This window comes from Pseudomonas sp. G7(2022), assembly GCF_052660475.1.
In genome coordinates this window covers 5,893,000-5,909,810 of sequence record NZ_CP109659.1, presented here as the reverse complement: position 1 = coordinate 5,909,810, position 16,811 = coordinate 5,893,000, and the positions used below count along the sequence as shown (strand labels likewise).

The following is a 16,811-nucleotide window of genomic DNA, read 5'->3' as shown; positions in this document are numbered from 1 at the left end:
TTTTTGTCCCTTCCGAGGCCGTTGGTCGATTCAATCAGGTGCCAACGGAACCAAACAAGCGGCAAAAAAACGCAATTGTCGGACAGAAGTCCGGTGCTATAAGGCTTTGACGGACCACAAGGTAGCATTTGCCGTACGTCGGCTACCTGTAAAAAAGTCACAAAGAATTAAAGAATATTTATCTATCGCGTGTATCGAGGTCTTAATGAACGGCTATCAGCTGCCCCGTGTGAAGGAAAAAGACACCCATAGCAAGGTGATTGGTTACCTGTTGTGGATATTCGGTTTCACAGGTTCTCACCGCTTCTATTACGGCAAGCCGGTGACCGGCACGATCTGGTTTTTCACCTTCGGGTTGCTGGGGATCGGCTGGCTGATCGACGTGTTCCTGATCCCGGCGATGGACCGGGAAGCGGACCTGCGCTTTGCGGCGGGACCGATCGAATACAACGTGGCGTGGATTCTGCTGACATTCCTCGGGGTGTTTGGTGTGCACCGGATGTATCAGGGCAAGTGGATCAGCGGCCTGCTGTACCTGCTGACGGGCGGGCTGTTCTTTATTGGCGTGCTGTATGACTTCTGGACGCTGAACGATCAGGTATCGGTGCGTAACGCCGAGGGCAGAGGCGCTTTCCAATAAAGCTTCGCGAGCAAGCTCGCCCCCACAGGGTTCGCGGTGACCCTTGTGGGAGCGAGCTCGCTCGCGATTGGGGCAACTCAGTATCAAGCCTGGTGGCTGATCCGGCCATCCACCAATGTGTAACGCACCACACCCGGCAGGCTATGGCCGAGGAACGGGCAGTTCTCGCCCTTCGACAGCCAGCTTTCGCCGGCTACTGTCGAAGCCTTCGGATCGAACAGCACGATATCCGCTGCACCACCCACCGCCAGTTTGCCCGCCGGCAGGCGCAGGGCCTCGGCCGGGCCGGCGCTCAGGCGCGCCAGCAGGGTCGGCAGATCAAGCAGACCATCTTCGACCAGCGTCATTGCCAGCGGCAGTAGCAGTTCGACGCTGCTGATGCCTGGCTCGGTCGCGCCGAACGGTGCCAGTTTCGCATCGCGCTCATGGGGCTGGTGATGGCTGGAAATCGCCGAAATCACCCCGGACTTCACCGCGTCACGCAGACCATCGCGGTCGGCGCGGGTGCGCAGCGGCGGTTGCACGTGGTACAGGCTGCTGAAGTCGATCAGCGCTTCGTCCGTGAGGATCAGCTGATACAGGGCAACATCTGCCGTGACTTTCAAACCACGGGCCTGAGCCTGAGCGATCAGGGCCACGCCGCGAGCGCTGGTGAGCTGGCTGAAGTGCGCGCGCACGCCGGTTTGCTCCACCAGCAGCAGATCCCGGGCCAAAGCCACGGTTTCAGCGGTTTCCGGGATGCCCGGCAGGCCGAGGAAGCTGGCGGTGGCCCCTTCGTGGGCCAGGCCGCCGTCGGCGAGGTCGTGATCCTGCGAGTTGAAAATCACCGTCAGGTCGAAGGTCGCTGCGTAATCCAGCGCCCGGCACAGGGTGCGGGTGTTGCGGAAGCTTTCCAGACCGTTGCCGAAGGCCACGCATCCGGCGTCGCGCAGGGCAACGAGTTCTGCCAGCTGTTCGCCATCCAGACCTTTGCTCAGGGCGCCGATCGGGAACACCTTGGTGTTGCCGGCTTCGCGGGCGCGGTCGAGGATCAGTTCGGCCACGGCGGAAGTGTCGAGCACCGGTTTGGTCTTCGGCGGGCAGCACAGGCTGGTCACGCCACCGGCCGCCGCAGCGCGGGTTTCGCTGGCGATGGTGCCTTTGCGGCTGTAGCCCGGCTCGCGCAGGGCGACGTTCAGGTCTACGAGGCCTGGAGCGGCGACAAGGCCTTGGGCATCAATGGTTTCGACGGCGGTGAAACCGGCCGGTGCGGCGCCGAGGGCGACGATCTTGCAGGCTTCAACGTGAATATCGGTGATTTGATCCAGGCCGCTGCTTGGATCGATGACGCGGGCGCCGAGAATGCTGAGCTTCACTGGGCGTTCTCCTGCTCGAATTGACGCTGCGCTGTTTGTCCGCTCATGGCCATCGACAGCACGGCCATACGGATCGCGATGCCGTAGGTGACTTGATTGAGGATCACCGAGTGCGGGCCGTCGGCCACCGCCGACTCGATCTCCACGCCGCGGTTGATCGGCCCCGGGTGCATGACGATGCAATCGGGCTTGGCGCCGGCCAGGCGCGCGGTGGTCAGACCGAACAGGCGGTAGAACTCGCCTTCGCTCGGCAGCAGGCCGCCGGTCATGCGCTCGCGCTGCAGGCGCAGCATGATTACCACGTCGACGTCTTTCAGACCTTCGGTCATGTCGGTGTAGACCTTCACGCCGTACTGCTCAATGCCGATCGGCAGCAGGGTTTTGGGCGCGATCACGCGGATGTCCTGGCAACCGAGGGTCTTCAGGGCCAGCATGTTCGAACGCGCCACCCGCGAGTGCAGGATGTCGCCGACGATGGCCACCGAGAGGTTCTCGAAACCGCCCTTGTGACGGCGGATGGTCAGCATGTCGAGCATGCCCTGGGTCGGGTGCGCGTGTCGGCCGTCGCCGCCGTTGATGATCGCCACCTGCGGGCAGACATGTTCGGCGATGAAGTGCGCAGCGCCCGAGTCACCGTGGCGCACGACGAACATGTCGGCGGCCATGGCTTCCAGGTTGCGCAGGGTGTCGAGCAGGGTTTCGCCCTTGCTGGCCGACGAGGTCGACACGTTCAGGGTGATCACGTCCGCCGACAGGCGCTGGGCCGCCAGTTCGAAGGTGGTGCGGGTGCGGGTGGAGTTTTCGAAGAACACGTTGCACACGGTTTTGCCGCGCAGCAACGGGACCTTCTTCACGGCCCGGGCGCCGACTTCGAGGAACGAGTCGGCGGTGTCGAGGATTTCCGTCAGCAACTCGCGGCGCAGGCCGTCGAGGGAGAGGAAGTGGCGCAGCTGGCCCTGATCATTGAGCTGCAGCGGGCGCTTGGTATCTAGAGGCGTCATCGCGAATGGGACTCTCAATAGGGCGGATTAAAGGGCAAGGTCTTGCAGTTCGAGGGCCAGCTCCGGCCCGGACAGCTTGACCCGCTCATGGGCGGCCAGCGACAGCGTCGCGCCGACCACGTTCGGGCGGATCGGCAGTTCGCCGGCGTCCAGGTCCAGCAGGCAGACCAGCGTCACGCTGGCCGGGCGGCCGTAGTCGAACAGTTCGTTCATGGCGGCGCGGATGGTCCGGCCGCTCATCAATACGTCGTCGATCAGCACCAGATCCTGGCCTTCGATTTCGAAGGGCAGGGCGGACGGACGCACTTGCGGGTGCAGGCCGTTCTGGCTGAAGTCGTCGCGGTAGAAGGAAACATCCAGCGTGCCCAATGGCGCGTCGCTGCCCAGTTCTTTGAGCAGGGCCTGGGCGACCCAGACGCCGCCGGTGCGGATGCCGATGTAACGCGGTTCGCTGATATTGCGCTGGGCAAGGTGCGCCTTGAGGCGGGTCGCCATCTGGCTGATCAGATCGGCGGGATTGGGCAGGCTCATGGTTGCTCCTTCTCGGGGTCGAGCCGGTTCTCGCGAACCGGGGCTCGGGTTGTAACCAAAAGAAAAGCGCCGTAGCGCTTGTCAGGATTCAAACAGTGCGGTGTTTTCGTCGAGCCAGCCCTGCAACAGCAGGGCGGCGGCGATGGCGTCCACCGGGTTGTCGCGGTAACTGCCTTTCTGTCCCCCGCGCACCAGTCGTTCGCCCTTGGCTTCGAAGGTCGTCAGGCGTTCGTCGTGGGTATAGAAAGGCAGGTTGAAGCGGCCATTGAGGCGGCGGGCGAATTTCTCGGCGCGGGCGCACATTTCGCTGGGCGTACCGTCCATGTTCAGCGGCAGGCCGACCACCACGGCGTCGGGTTTCCATTCCTTTATCAGGGCTTCGACCTGATTCCAGTCCGGTACACCGTTTTGCGCCTTCAAGGTGCACAGTTCGCGAGCCTGGCCGGTAATCACCTGGCCGACCGCCACGCCGATCTGTTTGGTGCCGTAGTCGAAGCCGAGGATCAGGCGCAGGGCCATCAGGCGTGTCCTGCCTGGCTGGTCAGCAGGCTGAGGTTGATCCCCAGGTGCTTGGCCGCCGCTTCCAGGCGCAGTTCACTGCTGGTGTTGAACAGGATGTCGGCGTCGTACGGGCAGGTCAGCCAGGCGTTGTCGGCCATTTCAGCCTCCAGTTGCCCGGCTTCCCAACCGGCGTAACCGAGAGTGATGACGCTCTTGGCCGGGCCCACGCCGTCGGCGATGGCGAACAGCACGTCCTGCGAGGTGGACAGGGCCAGATCGCCCTCCAGCTCGACGGTGGCCTGGAAGGTCTGGCCCGCCGGGTGCAGGACAAAACCGCGATCGGTCTGCACCGGGCCGCCGATGAAGATCGGCACATGCTGGCACAGTGCTGGCGGATCGATGTCGGGGCGCAGTTGTTCGAGGATGTCGGCCAGATTCAGCTCTTGCGGTCGGTTGACCACCAGCCCCATGGCGCCATTGGCCGTGTGCTCGACGATGTAGGTCAAGGTATGGGCAAAGTTCGGGTCGGCCATGTGTGGCATGGCGATCAGGAAGTGATGCTTGAGGTAGCTGGGGCTGACGTTTTTCATGTGCGCTAGTGTGGCGTTCGGGGGGCGAACTGACAAGCTGGAGCGGGCAAAAGATCGACTCAGTTACTGGACAACCGGTCGCCCCGGGCGAATTTCCAGGTGCGGATGATTTCCAGCCGGTCGATGTCCGACAGGTCCCCGGTAAACGGTGCAAACGGGGCTGCCAGCCGCACGATGCGCTGCGCCGCCTGATCCAGCAGCGGCTGGCCGGATGATTCCAGCACCAGCACTTCATACAGCGAGCCGTCGCGGTTGATCGACACCATCAGACGCAAATTGCCGTAAATCTGCTGGCGCCGGGCCTCTTCCGGGTAATTGAGGTTGCCGATGCGCTCGACCTTCCTGCGCCACTCGTCCTTGTACCAGGCCCCCTTGTCGCGCATGGTCGAGGCGGCGCTCAGGCGGTGGATGCGCGGGCGCTTGGCGTACAACTGTTGTTCGTTGGCCAGTTCGGCTTCGAGGCTGGCGATGTCGCTGGAGAGCTGCGAACTGTCGAAAGTCGGGGCGTCGACCGTTGGTTTGGTCTCGGTCTTCGCTTCTTCTTTCTTGGTCGGCGCCTTTTTCGGTTTCGGCGCGACGGTGGTCACCGCCGCCTTGGGCGCGGCTTCCTGCACCTGCGGCTTGGCGGCCGGTGGCGGAGTGACCTTCTTGACCTGGTTGTCCTGGAACGGCGCGACCTCGGTGGTCTTGGGAATCGCCTTCTTGTCGAGGGTGCCGCTGCCTTCCTGGTTTTCCTGGGCGAGGAAATCGGCCTTCGCCGGTTTCTTTTCGCTCTTGAAGGTGGCGAGGGTGATTTCCAGGGTTTTGCTGATCTGCTTGGGCTCGACCATGGTGAAACCCACGCCGAGCAGCAACGCCAAATGGATCAGCGCCGCGAGAAACAGGGTAAATCCGAGGCGATCGACCGGGCGCACGCCTTTATGGGCGAGTTCAGCGGGCAGATCGGACGGAAGTGTCATGACAAGAAAACCAACATCGCGTTTTTCACAGGCCGCGCATGATAACGCAATGTTGGTTTCACGCCTTGGGCTTCAAGCATCAAGCGACAGGCTGCATGTGACACACATCAAGCTTGCAGCTTTTTCTCGATCGCATCCATCAGCATCCCGCCGATGTCGGTGCCAAAGGCATTGTCGATCTCGCGGATGCAGGTCGGGCTGGTGACGTTGATTTCGGTCAGGTGCTCGCCGATCACGTCCAGGCCGACGAACAGCAGGCCTTTCTCGCGCAAGGTCGGGCCGACCTGGGCGGCGATCCAGCGATCCTTGTCGGTCAACGGACGGGCTTCGCCACGGCCGCCGGCCGCGAGGTTGCCACGGGTTTCGCCCTGGGCCGGAATCCGCGCCAGGCAGTAATCCACCGGCTCGCCGTCGATCATCAGGATGCGCTTGTCGCCATCGACGATGGCCGGCAGGTAACCCTGGATCATGATCTGCTGCTTGCCGTGCAAGGTCAGGGTTTCCAGAATCACCGACAGGTTCGGATGACCGGCGGTGTGACGGAAAATCGACGAGCCGCCCATGCCGTCCAGCGGCTTGAGGATCACGTCACCGTGATGGTCGGCGAATTCGCGCAACACGTCCGGGCGACGGCTGACGATGGTCGGCGGCGTGCACTGCGGGAACAGCGTGGCGAACAATTTCTCGTTGCAGTCGCGCAGGCTCTGCGGCTTGTTGACCACCAGTACGCCAGCCGTTTCGGCCTGTTCGAGCAGGTAGGTGGAGTAGACGAATTCCATGTCGAACGGCGGATCCTTGCGCATCAGGATCACGTTCAGGTCGCTGAGCAGGGAATCCTGTTCGGCGCCCAGTTCGAACCATTTTTCCGGGTTGGCGAAGACTTTCAGCGGCTTCATCCGCGCCCGCGCCTGACCTTCGGCCTGATAAAGGTCTTTCTGTTCCATGTAGAACAGTTCCCAGCCGCGCTTCTGCGCCGCCAGCAGCATGGCCAGCGAGCTATCCTTTTTATAGGAAATGCTGGCGATAGGGTCCATGACAATCCCGACGCGAACGCTCATTGGGTTTTCCTCGAAAATTGGCTACCGGATCGGTATGAAAAAAGTGCCGCCAGAGTGGCGCCGGGCGGGTTTTCGGTCAAGGAAAAACCCGTCGATAGATTGCGTCAGGAGACTGTGCTAAAAAGGCTCCCAGCCGTGTTGGCCCTTGAACATCAAGGGTTTCCAGCCATCAGTCATCGCAAAACGGACAAATTGATTCGCAAAGGCGACGGTAGAGCCCCCTTATGGAACAGCAGTCCAGCGCCTTGAAGGTCATGGTGATCGATGACTCGAAAACGATTCGTCGCACCGCCGAGACCCTGTTGAAAAATGCAGGGTGCGAAGTCATCACCGCAATCGACGGTTTCGACGCCCTGGCGAAGATCGCCGACCACCACCCCGGGATCATTTTTGTCGACATCATGATGCCGCGTCTGGATGGTTATCAGACCTGCGCTTTAATCAAGAACAACAGTGCTTTCAAGGCAACGCCGGTGATCATGCTGTCGTCCCGCGACGGGCTGTTCGACAAGGCCAAGGGGCGGATTGTCGGTTCCGATCAATTTTTGACCAAGCCTTTCAGCAAGGAAGAACTGCTCGACGCGATTGCGGCCCACGTTCCGGGCTTTGCCGCTGATTTGCCGCAGTAAGACACGCACCGTGACGCTCGGCCAGCGGGCCCGGTGTCGACAAGAAAAATGGGGAAAACCATGGCACGTATTCTGATCGTCGATGATTCGCCGACCGAAATGTACAAACTCACCGGCATGCTGGAAAAGCACGGCCACGAAGTGTTGAAAGCTGAAAACGGCGCCGACGGCGTGGCCCTGGCCCGTCAGGAAAAGCCCGATGCCGTGCTGATGGACATTGTCATGCCCGGCCTCAACGGTTTTCAGGCCACCCGTCAGCTGACCAAGGACGCTGAAACCAGCCACATCCCGGTCATCATCATCACCACCAAGGATCAGGAAACCGACAAGGTCTGGGGCACTCGCCAGGGCGCCAGGGATTACCTGACCAAACCGGTCGACGAAGACACGCTGATCAAGACCCTGAACAACGTGCTGGCCGGTTGATCGCGCCGTCATGAGCGAGTCGCTGACCGCGTTCGAACTGTTGTGGCAGATCGACCAACGCTGTCGCCTGCTGGCGGCGGACCTGCCGTCGCAACCGGCGCGCCAGGATCGCTGGAGCGGCATTGGCTTTCGCCTCGGCGAGCACTGGTACGTCGCGCCGATGGGCGAGGTCAGCGAAGTGCTGCCCGAGCCGCGGTTCACCCAATTGCCGGGGGTTAAACCCTGGGTCAAGGGCGTGGCCAATCTGCGCGGGCGGTTGTTGCCGATCATGGATCTGTGCGGATTTTTCGGCCATGAACTGTCACCCATGCGCAAGCAGCGGCGGGTATTGGTAGTGGAGCATCAGGACGTTTTTGCCGGTGTGCTGGTCGATGAGGTCTTCGGTCTGCAGCACTTCGAGCAGGACAGCTTCGAACCCGTGTCGATCCGTAAACGGCAAGGCTCCAAGGGCGAGTTCGTCAAAGGGTATTTCCGGCGCGAGCAGAACTGGCGAGTGTTCAGCCTGTTTGCACTGGCGCAGTCACCGAGTTTCATGCACGTCGCGGTTTAACAGGCGAGGACCGATGATCAAAGCAAAAATCAGCAAGCCCGCAGAAGGCTCGCGCAGCCGCTCGCAGATCATCGTGCTGTTCATCGCGCTGATCGTGTTCATCATGCTGCTGTTCGCCAACTTCGCTTACCTCAACACCCAGGCCAATTACGACAAGCAGTACATCGGCCACGCCGGCGAGTTGCGGGTGCTGTCACAGCGGATCGCCAAGAACGCCACCGAGGCGGCGGCCGGAAAGGCTGCCGCGTTCAAGCTGCTCAGCGATGCGCGCAACGATTTCGCCCAGCGCTGGGGCTACCTGAAGAAAGGCGACCCTGCCACCGGCCTGCCGCCGGCGCCGTCCACCGTGCGCCCGGAAATGCGCGCCGTGCAGCTGGACTGGGAACGCCTGCTGAAAAACACTGACGCGATTCTCTCCAGCGAACAGACCGTACTGTCCCTGCATCAGGTTGCCGCGACCCTGGCCGAAACCGTGCCGCAGTTGCAGATTGAATACGAAAAAGTCGTCGAGATCCTCCTGCAACGCGGTGCGCCGGCGGCGCAGGTCGCCATGGCCCAGCGGCAGTCGCTGCTGGCCGAGCGGATCCTCGGCGCGGTCAACACCGTGCTTTCCGGCGACGAAAACTCGCAACAGGCGGCTGATGCCTTCGGTCGTGATGCCGCGCGTTTCGGTCAGGTGCTCAACGGCATGCTGCAAGGCAACCCGACGCTGAAAGTCAGCCAGGTCGAAGACCGCGACGCCCGTGCGCGTTTGAGCGAGATTTCCGAGCTGTTCCAGTTCGTCTCGGGTTCGGTGGATGAAATCCTCGAAACCTCGCCGGAATTGTTCAAGGTCCGCGAATCCGCCACCAACATCTTCAGCCTGTCGCAGACCCTGCTTGACGAGGCCTCGCACCTGGCCAGCGGTTTCGAGAACCTCGCCGGGGGGCGCAGCACCGACACCATCGGCGGCTACGTGCTGGGCCTGCTGGCGCTGGCATCGATCATCCTGATCGGCATGGTCATGGTCCGGGAAACCAACCGTCAGTTGCGCGAGACCGCCGAGAAGAATGAACGCAATCAGAACGCGATCATGCGCCTGCTCGACGAAATCGAAGACCTCGCCGACGGCGACCTGACCGTGACTGCGTCGGTGACCGAAGACTTCACCGGGACCATCGCCGACTCGATCAACTATTCCGTCGACCAGTTGCGCGACCTGGTGGCGACCATCAACCTCACCGCCGGCCAGGTCGCCGCAGCGGTACAGGAAACCCAGGCCACCGCCATGCACCTGGCCCAGGCTTCGGAGCATCAGGCCCAGCAGATTTCCGAGGCCTCGACTGCGATCAACGACATGGCCCAGTCCATCGATCAGGTGTCGGCCAACGCCGCCGAATCCTCGGCGGTGGCCGAGCGCTCGGTGGAGATCGCCAACAAGGGCAACGAGGTGGTGCACAACACCATCCATGGCATGGACAACATTCGTGAACAGATCCAGGACACCGCCAAACGCATCAAACGCCTGGGCGAGTCGTCCCAGGAGATCGGCGACATCGTCAGCCTGATCGACGATATTGCCGACCAGACCAACATCCTCGCCCTCAACGCGGCCATTCAGGCCTCGATGGCCGGTGACGCCGGGCGCGGTTTCGCGGTGGTTGCCGACGAAGTACAGCGGCTCGCAGAACGTTCGTCCGCCGCGACCCGGCAGATCGAGACGCTGGTGCGGGCGATCCAGACCGACACCAACGAAGCCGTGATTTCCATGGAGCAGACCACCACCGAAGTGGTGCGCGGCGCGCGGCTGGCGCAGGATGCCGGAGTGGCCCTGGAAGAAATCGAAGGCGTGTCCAAGACCCTCGCAGCGCTGATCCAGAGCATTTCCAACGCGGCGCAGCAGCAGACGTCTTCGGCCGGGCAGATTTCCCTGACGATGAACGTGATCCAGCAGATCACCTCGCAGACCTCGTCCGGCTCCACGGCTACCGCTGAAAGCATCGGCAACCTGGCGAAAATGGCCAGCCAGTTGCGGCGTTCGGTGTCCGGGTTCACCTTGCCGGCGGCGCCAGCGCCCGCCACGGACAAGGCGTGAGGCCTGCGGGCGAGTTCATGTCGAGCGGAGTGGTTATGAGTGACCGGCACGACTATGTGGCCCTCGAATGGGTCAAGGGTGAAATTGCCGAAACGCTGAGGCAGGCGCATCAGGCCATCGAAGCCGTGCTCGACGATCCGCAGTCGGTGCCCGGCCTCGATGAGTGCCTGACATGCATCCATCAGGTGCACGGAAGTCTGCAGATGGTCGAGTTCTACGGCGCGGCACTGCTCGCCGAAGAAATGGAGCATCTGGTCGAAGCCTTGCTGAACGACCGCGTCAGTCACCGCGACGAAGCCTTGCACCTGCTGTTGCAGGCCTTTGGTCAATTGCCGACTTACCTTGATCGCGTACAAGGCGCCCGCCGTGATTTGCCGCTGGTGGTGCTGCCGCTGATCAACGATCTGCGCAGCGCCCGGGGCGAAAGCCTGTTGTCGGAGACCAGCCTGTTCAGCCCGCAATTGCCCGAACTGCCGCCCTTGAGCCCGCAAGCGCTGGCCCTGCTGGAACCGGCGGATCTGCCCAATGTGCTGCGCAAGTTGCGGCAAATGTTGCAGATGGCGCTGGTGGGCTTGCTCCGCGAACAGGACGACCAGACGCACCTCGGTTACCTGAGCAAAGTCTTCACCCGCCTCGAAGCCCTGAGCGGCGATGCACCCTTGAGTCCGTTGTGGCAAGTCGCCTCGGCGCTGGTCGAGGGCATGCGTGAAGGCCGGATCGCCAACAGCCCGGCCCTGCGCAGCCTGTTCAAGGACGCCGACAAGGAGCTCAAACGCCTGCTCGAACAAGGCATGGCCGGCCTCAACCAGCCACCGCCCCCCGAGCTGTTCAAAAGCCTGCTGTTCTACATTGCCAAAGCCGAACATCCCACCGGGCAGATGCTGACCATGAAAGATCGCTACTCCCTGGACGACGCGTTGCCCGACAGCGCGATGGTCGACGAAGAACGCGCGCGCCTGGCCGGCCCCGACCGCGATGCCATGCGCTCGGTGCTCGCGGCGCTGTGCGAAGAGCTGGTGCGGGTCAAGGAACGCCTCGATCTGTTCGTGCGCAGCGACCGCCAGCACACCTCGGATCTGGACAGCCTGCTGGCGCCGCTGCGGCAGATCGCCGACACCCTGGCGGTGCTTGGTTTCGGCCAGCCGCGCAAGGTCATCATCGATCAACTGGCGGTGGTGCTCAGCCTCGTTCAGGGCCAGCGCGAACCGAATGACGCCACGCTGATGGACGTCGCCGGCGCCTTGCTTTACGTCGAAGCGACCCTGGCCGGGATGGTCGGCACGGTGGAACCGGAGAGCCCGGAAGATTCGCGGCTGCCAACCACCGACCTGACGCAGATCCATCAAATCGTGATCAAGGAAGCACGCATCTGCCTGCAACAGGCCAAGGACATGATCGTCGACTACATCGACGCCGACTGGGATCGCCAGCAACTGCAACCATTGCCGGCGCTGCTGACCCAGGTGCGAGGTGCGCTGGCAATGATTCCGCTGACGCGTGCGGCGAGCCTGCTGGAAGCCTGCAACGGTTTTATCCGCGAGCATCTGCTGCTCGACCCGCATGAGCCGGGCTGGCAGCAACTGGACAACCTCGCGGATGTCATCACCAGTATCGAGTATTACCTCGAACGTCTGACCGATGACCCACAGGCACCGAGCGAGCAACTGCTGGATGTCGCGCAGAAAAGCCTGGCCAGCCTCGGCTACTTTCCTGACGAACCGCCCAGCGAACAGCATGTGCCGCTGCTCGACGACGTTCTCAGCCCCGGCGAAGCGCTGGTGATGCAGGACCTGCAAGCGCTGGATGACCCGCAAATCGCCCAGTCGCTGGCCGATGTGCTGGCCAGCCCGGTGTCGGCGGTCAACCCGCCCGCGCTGACCACACCCGGCAGTCTGCTGCCGCCACCGGCCGATGAAGAACCGGTGGACGATGAGTTGCGTGAAGTGTTCCTCGAAGAGACCGAGGAAGTGCTTGATGTACTGCGCGACTACCTGCCGCGCTGGACCGCTGATCCGCAGGACAGCGCAGCCCTGAGTGAACTGCGCCGGGCCTTTCACACTTTGAAAGGCAGCGGGCGAATGGTCCGTGCACTGGTTCTCGGCGAACTGGCCTGGGCCGTGGAAAACCTGCTCAACCGCGTGCTGGAGCACAGCATTGAACCAGGGCCGGCGGTGCAGCAATTGCTGGCCGATACGTTGCTGTTGCTGCCGGACCTGATTGCCGAATTCGCCATCAACCACCAGCGCCAGCGTCAGGATGTCGATCAACTGGCGGCTCGCGCTCACGCATTGGCCAAGGGTGATACACCGCTACCGGCCGAAGACGTGGAAGACGTCGCGGCGCTCGATCCGCTGTTGCTGGAAATTTTCCGCAACGAAGCCGAAACCCACCTCGCCAGCCTCAATCGTTTCCTCGATCAGGCCGCCGAGCATGTGCCGTTGCAGGCCAGCGACGAGTTGCAGCGAGCGTTGCACACCCTCAAGGGCAGTGCGTCGATGGCCGGCGTATTACCGATTGCCGAACTGGCGGCGCCGCTGGACAAACTGGCCCGGGAGTTCAAGGCCCATCAACTGGCGCTGGACCTGGACGAAGTGGAACTGCTGCTGGAGGCCGAAGGCCTGTTCCGCGTCGGTCTGCGCCAGCTCAAGCACGATCCGCTGGCGCCGATTGTCGGTGCGCAGTCGCTGATCAAACGCACCGAAACCCTGTTGAGTGAGCGGCTGGAATCCATCCTCAACACGCCGAGCAGCAGCTTGCGGGTCAAGCGTGATCCACAGTTGATCAACAACTTCCTGGCCCAGGGCATGGACATCCTGCTCGACGCCGAAAACCTCCTGCAGCGCTGGCAGCAGCACCCCGGAGAACGCCAGGAACTCAGCGCGTTGCTGGATGAACTGACGACCCTCGGCGAGGGCGCGCACCTGGCAGACCTGCTGCCGGTGGATGTGTTGTGCGAAGCCTTGCTCGATTTGTATGGCGCGGTGGAAGAAAGCAGCCTGGCGGTCAGCGAACGGTTTTTCCATGAGGCACAGCAAGCCCACGAAGCGTTGATCAACATGCTCGACGAACTGGCCGCCGGCCAGGAAATCACCCCGCAACCGCAGCGCATCCGTGCACTGCACGAACTGCTCGACGAAGGCCTCGACCCATCGGCCATGGGCCTGATTCGCAGCGATGGCAGTCGTACCCTGAGCATTTCAGAGCTGGGCAGCGCCACCGCCGAACTGCAAAAAAGCACCACCGGGATCGCCCCGGATGAGGAGATCGTCGAGATCTTCCTCGAAGAGGCGGTGGACATTCTCGACAGCGCCGGACAAGCCTTGCAGCGCTGGTTGAACGACCCGGAAAACGCTGCGCCGCTGTCGTCGCTGCAACGGGATCTGCACACCCTCAAGGGGGGGGCACGAATGGCCGAGGTCGAGGCCGTTGGCGACCTGGCCCAGGAGCTGGAGAGCCTTTACGAAGGCCTGGTGGATCGCCGCTACAACCACAGCGACGCCTTGGGTCGACTGTTGCTGCAATGCCATGACCGCCTGGCGTTGTTCCTCGACGAGCTGCATGACCCTCAGCCACTGAAACCGGCGCAGGACCTGATCGACGCGATCCGCCAGTTCCGTCAGGGCCAGGCCGGCAGCCCCGCAACACCGCCCGCCGCCGCCAGCCATGACGGCGCCGGACACGATCCGGAGCTGCTGGAGATCTTCCTCGAAGAAGGTTTCGACATCATCGAAAACTCCGGTGCCGCGTTGCTGCGCTGGCAGGCCGAACCCGGCAACCGCCAGGAAGTGGAAACCCTGCTGCGCGACCTGCACACCCTCAAGGGCGGCGCGCGGATGGTGGAGATCGGCCCGATCGGCGACCTCGCCCATGAGTTGGAATACCTTTACGAAAGCCTGTCCTCCGGCACCCTGCAGGGCAGCGCCGAACTGTTTGCCCTGTTGCAGCGCGGCCATGACCGGTTGGCGCAGATGCTCGATGCGGTGCGCGCCGGCCAGCCGTGCCCGCCAGCGGATCGGCTGATCAGTGCGATCCAGAATTTCAGCCATCCGGTGACGGTGGAAGCCCCTGCGCCGATGCTGCCGGCACCGGTGAAGGCCGAGCCCGCCGCGCCCGCTGCCGAGGCCGGCGCGGACATGGTCAAGGTCTCCGCCGAACTGCTCGATGACCTGGTCAACCTCGCGGGCGAAACGTCGATTTTCCGTGGCCGTATCGAGCAGCAGGTCAGCGATGCACAGACCGCCCTGAACGAGATGGAAACCACCATCGAGCGTATGCGCGATCAGTTGCGCCGGCTCGATACCGAAACCCAGGGGCGGATTCTCAGCCGTCAGCAAGTGGATGCCGAACGCCTCGGTTACGAAGATTTCGACCCGCTGGAAATGGACCGTCACTCGCAGTTGCAGCAACTGTCACGGGCGCTGTTCGAGTCCGCTTCCGACTTGCTGGACCTGAAGGAAACCCTCGACCGACGCACCCACGACGCCGAGAACCTGTTGCAGCAGCAGGGCCGAATCAACACCGAGTTGCAGGAAGGCCTGATGCGCACGCGCATGGTGCCGTTCGAGCGCATGTTGCCGCGTCTGAAGCGCATCGTCCGCCAGGTCGCCGAAGAGCTGGGCAAGGACGTGGCGTTCACCGTCGGCAACGCCGAAGGCGAGATGGATCGCAATGTCCTCGAACGCATGGCCGCGCCGCTGGAGCACATGCTGCGCAATGCCGTCGACCATGGCCTGGAACCGGCCGACGTGCGACTGGCAGCGGGCAAGCCCGCCCAGGGGCAGATCAGCCTCGACCTGTCCCGCGAGGGCAGCGACATCGTTTTCGACATCCGCGATGACGGCGCTGGCGTGCCGCTGGATGCCGTGCGACGCAAGGCGATCAAGCGCGGCCTGCTGGCGCCGAACGCGGAAATCAGCGACCGCGAAGTGTTGCAGTTCATCCTTCAGCCGGGCTTCTCCACCGCCGAGAAAATCACCCAGATTTCCGGGCGTGGCGTGGGCATGGACGTGGTTCACGAAGAAGTGCGGCAACTGGGCGGTACCATGAGCATCGACTCGGTGCCGGGGCAGGGCGTGCATTTCCGGATTCGCCTGCCGTTCACCGTATCGGTCAACCGTGCGCTGATGGTGCAGTGCGGTGAGGATCAATACGCGATTCCGCTGAACACCATCGACGGCATCGTCCGCGTGCTGCCGAACGAACTGGACGGGCATTTCCGTCACGATCCGCCGCGCTACGAGTACGGTGGCCAGCGATATGAACTGTGTTATCTGGGCGAGCTGCTGAAAACCGCGCCGCGCCCGAAACTCATTGGCCAGAGCCTGCCGCTGCCGGTGCTGCTGGTGCAGTGCAACGAGCGGCACATTGCGGTGCAGGTCGATGCCATGGCCGGCACCCGGGAGATCGTGGTCAAAAGCCTCGGCCCGCAGTTCGCATCGGTGCAGGGCGTGTCCGGGGCGACGATCCTCGGCGATGGCCGGGTGGTGCTGATCCTCGATCTGCTGGCGCCGATCCGCGCCATGCAGGCGCGATTGCCGCAGCGTCCGGTCAGTCACGAGATCGACAGTGAACCGCAAAAGCCGCTGCTGGTGATGGTGGTCGACGATTCGGTCACCGTGCGCAAGGTCACCAGCCGTCTGCTCGAACGCCACGGCATGAACGTGCTGACCGCCAAGGACGGGGTCGATGCGATGCTGCTGCTGGAAGAACACATGCCGGACCTGATGCTGCTCGACATCGAAATGCCGCGCATGGACGGCTTTGAAGTGGCGACCCAGGTGCGCCACGACGAGCGCCTGCGACACTTGCCGATCATCATGATCACCTCGCGTACCGGGCAGAAACACCGCGACCGGGCGATGGCCATCGGCGTCAACGACTACCTCGGCAAGCCGTACCAGGAATCGGTGCTGCTCGAAAGCATTGCCCTGTGGAGCAAAAAACATGCATGAGCGGCGCCACAATCAACGCAGCAGTCAGCTCACCGGGCTGTTGTTGCCGCTGGCCGATCGCAACCTGATCCTGCCCAACGTCGCCGTCGCCGAGCTGATCGACTACCAGTCCAGCGCCTTCGACCTCGATACCCCGCCGTGGTATCTGGGCCGGGTGACCTGGCGCGAGCGGCAGATCCCGCTGCTGAGTTTCGAGTCGGCGTGCGGCAACAAGATCGTCATCGGCGAACGGGCACGGATCGTCATCCTCAACGCTCTGGGCGGATTGCCCGCGCTGCGCTTCATCGCCTTGCTGGTGCAGGGGATTCCGCGCTCGTACAAGCTCGACAGCCAGTTGAGCTATGTCGACGTGCCTCTGTGTGCGCTGGAGCAGGCGGCGGTGCAGGTCGGGGAACAGGTGGCGAAGGTGCCGGATTTGTTGGCACTGGAGACGTTGTTGGTGGATGCGGGGCTGGTTTGAGTTCGCTTGAATTTTGGGTTGCCCGGTTTCCCCCTCACCCCAGCCCTCTCCCGGAGGGAGAGGGGGCCGACCGAGGTGTCTGGCGC

14 protein-coding genes are annotated in these 16,811 nt (G+C 62.9%); 7 read left to right on the top strand and 7 right to left on the bottom strand.

The features are described from left to right. Positions 1-205 precede the first annotated feature (205 nt). Positions 206-640, top strand: a complete 435-nt coding sequence (locus NE357_RS27100) for an NINE protein (RefSeq protein ID WP_169432297.1) — start codon at positions 206-208, stop codon at positions 638-640. An 83-nt stretch (positions 641-723) separates the two neighbouring features. On the opposite strand, the gene NE357_RS27095 is transcribed toward NE357_RS27100, so the two are convergent. The 7 genes from NE357_RS27095 to gshB all read right to left on the bottom strand — a co-directional run bounded on the left by NE357_RS27095 (position 724) and on the right by gshB (position 6,635). Then, positions 724-1,995, bottom strand: coding sequence for a dihydroorotase (locus NE357_RS27095; RefSeq protein WP_169432296.1), 1,272 nt, complete (start codon positions 1,993-1,995; stop codon positions 724-726). After that, a complete protein-coding gene (locus NE357_RS27090) occupies positions 1,992-2,996 on the bottom strand; it encodes an aspartate carbamoyltransferase catalytic subunit (protein WP_108591854.1) in 1,005 nt (334 codons plus the stop codon). The genes NE357_RS27095 and NE357_RS27090 overlap by 4 nt, the downstream gene beginning before the upstream one ends. 27 nt (positions 2,997-3,023) lie before the next feature. Then, positions 3,024-3,527: a bifunctional pyr operon transcriptional regulator/uracil phosphoribosyltransferase PyrR gene (gene pyrR / locus NE357_RS27085; RefSeq protein WP_169432295.1), complete on the bottom strand. Its 504-nt coding sequence runs from the start codon at positions 3,525-3,527 to the stop codon at positions 3,024-3,026. Positions 3,528-3,608: 81 nt separating this feature from the next. Further along, on the bottom strand, positions 3,609-4,046 hold the full coding sequence (gene ruvX, locus NE357_RS27080) for a Holliday junction resolvase RuvX (protein ID WP_007953334.1): 438 nt from the start codon (positions 4,044-4,046) through the stop codon (positions 3,609-3,611). Next, entirely contained in the window at positions 4,046-4,618 is a 573-nt protein-coding gene (locus NE357_RS27075) for a YqgE/AlgH family protein (protein ID WP_169432294.1), read from the bottom strand. Before NE357_RS27075 ends, ruvX begins: the two co-directional genes overlap by 1 nt. A 59-nt stretch (positions 4,619-4,677) precedes the next feature. Continuing rightward, positions 4,678-5,577 (bottom strand): energy transducer TonB, encoded by a 900-nt coding sequence (locus NE357_RS27070; protein WP_169432293.1) that lies wholly within the window; start codon positions 5,575-5,577, stop codon positions 4,678-4,680. Positions 5,578-5,684: 107 nt separating this feature from the next. Continuing rightward, on the bottom strand, positions 5,685-6,635 hold the full coding sequence (gene gshB / locus NE357_RS27065; protein ID WP_169432292.1) for a glutathione synthase: 951 nt from the start codon (positions 6,633-6,635) through the stop codon (positions 5,685-5,687). Positions 6,636-6,859: 224 nt separating this feature from the next. On the opposite strand from gshB, the gene pilG reads away from it, so the two are divergent. The 6 genes from pilG to NE357_RS27035 are packed head-to-tail and all read left to right on the top strand — an operon-like array spanning position 6,860 to position 16,725. Then, positions 6,860-7,264, top strand: a complete 405-nt coding sequence (pilG, locus tag NE357_RS27060; protein ID WP_065258976.1) for a twitching motility response regulator PilG — start codon at positions 6,860-6,862, stop codon at positions 7,262-7,264. Positions 7,265-7,324: 60 nt separating this feature from the next. Next, positions 7,325-7,690, top strand: a complete 366-nt coding sequence (pilH, locus tag NE357_RS27055) for a twitching motility response regulator PilH (RefSeq protein ID WP_011336365.1) — start codon at positions 7,325-7,327, stop codon at positions 7,688-7,690. A 10-nt stretch (positions 7,691-7,700) separates the two neighbouring features. Next, positions 7,701-8,240 carry a chemotaxis protein CheW gene (locus NE357_RS27050; protein ID WP_085731577.1) on the top strand — a complete coding sequence of 180 codons (540 nt, stop codon included), beginning with the start codon at positions 7,701-7,703 and terminating at the stop codon, positions 8,238-8,240. A gap of 13 nt (positions 8,241-8,253) precedes the next feature. Beyond that, the gene (locus NE357_RS27045; RefSeq protein ID WP_169432291.1) at positions 8,254-10,314 is read left to right on the top strand and encodes a methyl-accepting chemotaxis protein; all 2,061 of its coding nucleotides are present in this window, start codon (positions 8,254-8,256) and stop codon (positions 10,312-10,314) included. Between the two features lie 35 nt (positions 10,315-10,349). After that, positions 10,350-16,265, top strand: coding sequence for an Hpt domain-containing protein (locus tag NE357_RS27040; RefSeq protein WP_169432290.1), 5,916 nt, complete (start codon positions 10,350-10,352; stop codon positions 16,263-16,265). Continuing rightward, entirely contained in the window at positions 16,258-16,725 is a 468-nt protein-coding gene (locus tag NE357_RS27035) for a chemotaxis protein CheW (RefSeq protein WP_169432289.1), read from the top strand. The genes NE357_RS27040 and NE357_RS27035 overlap by 8 nt, the downstream gene beginning before the upstream one ends. Positions 16,726-16,811 lie beyond the last annotated feature (86 nt).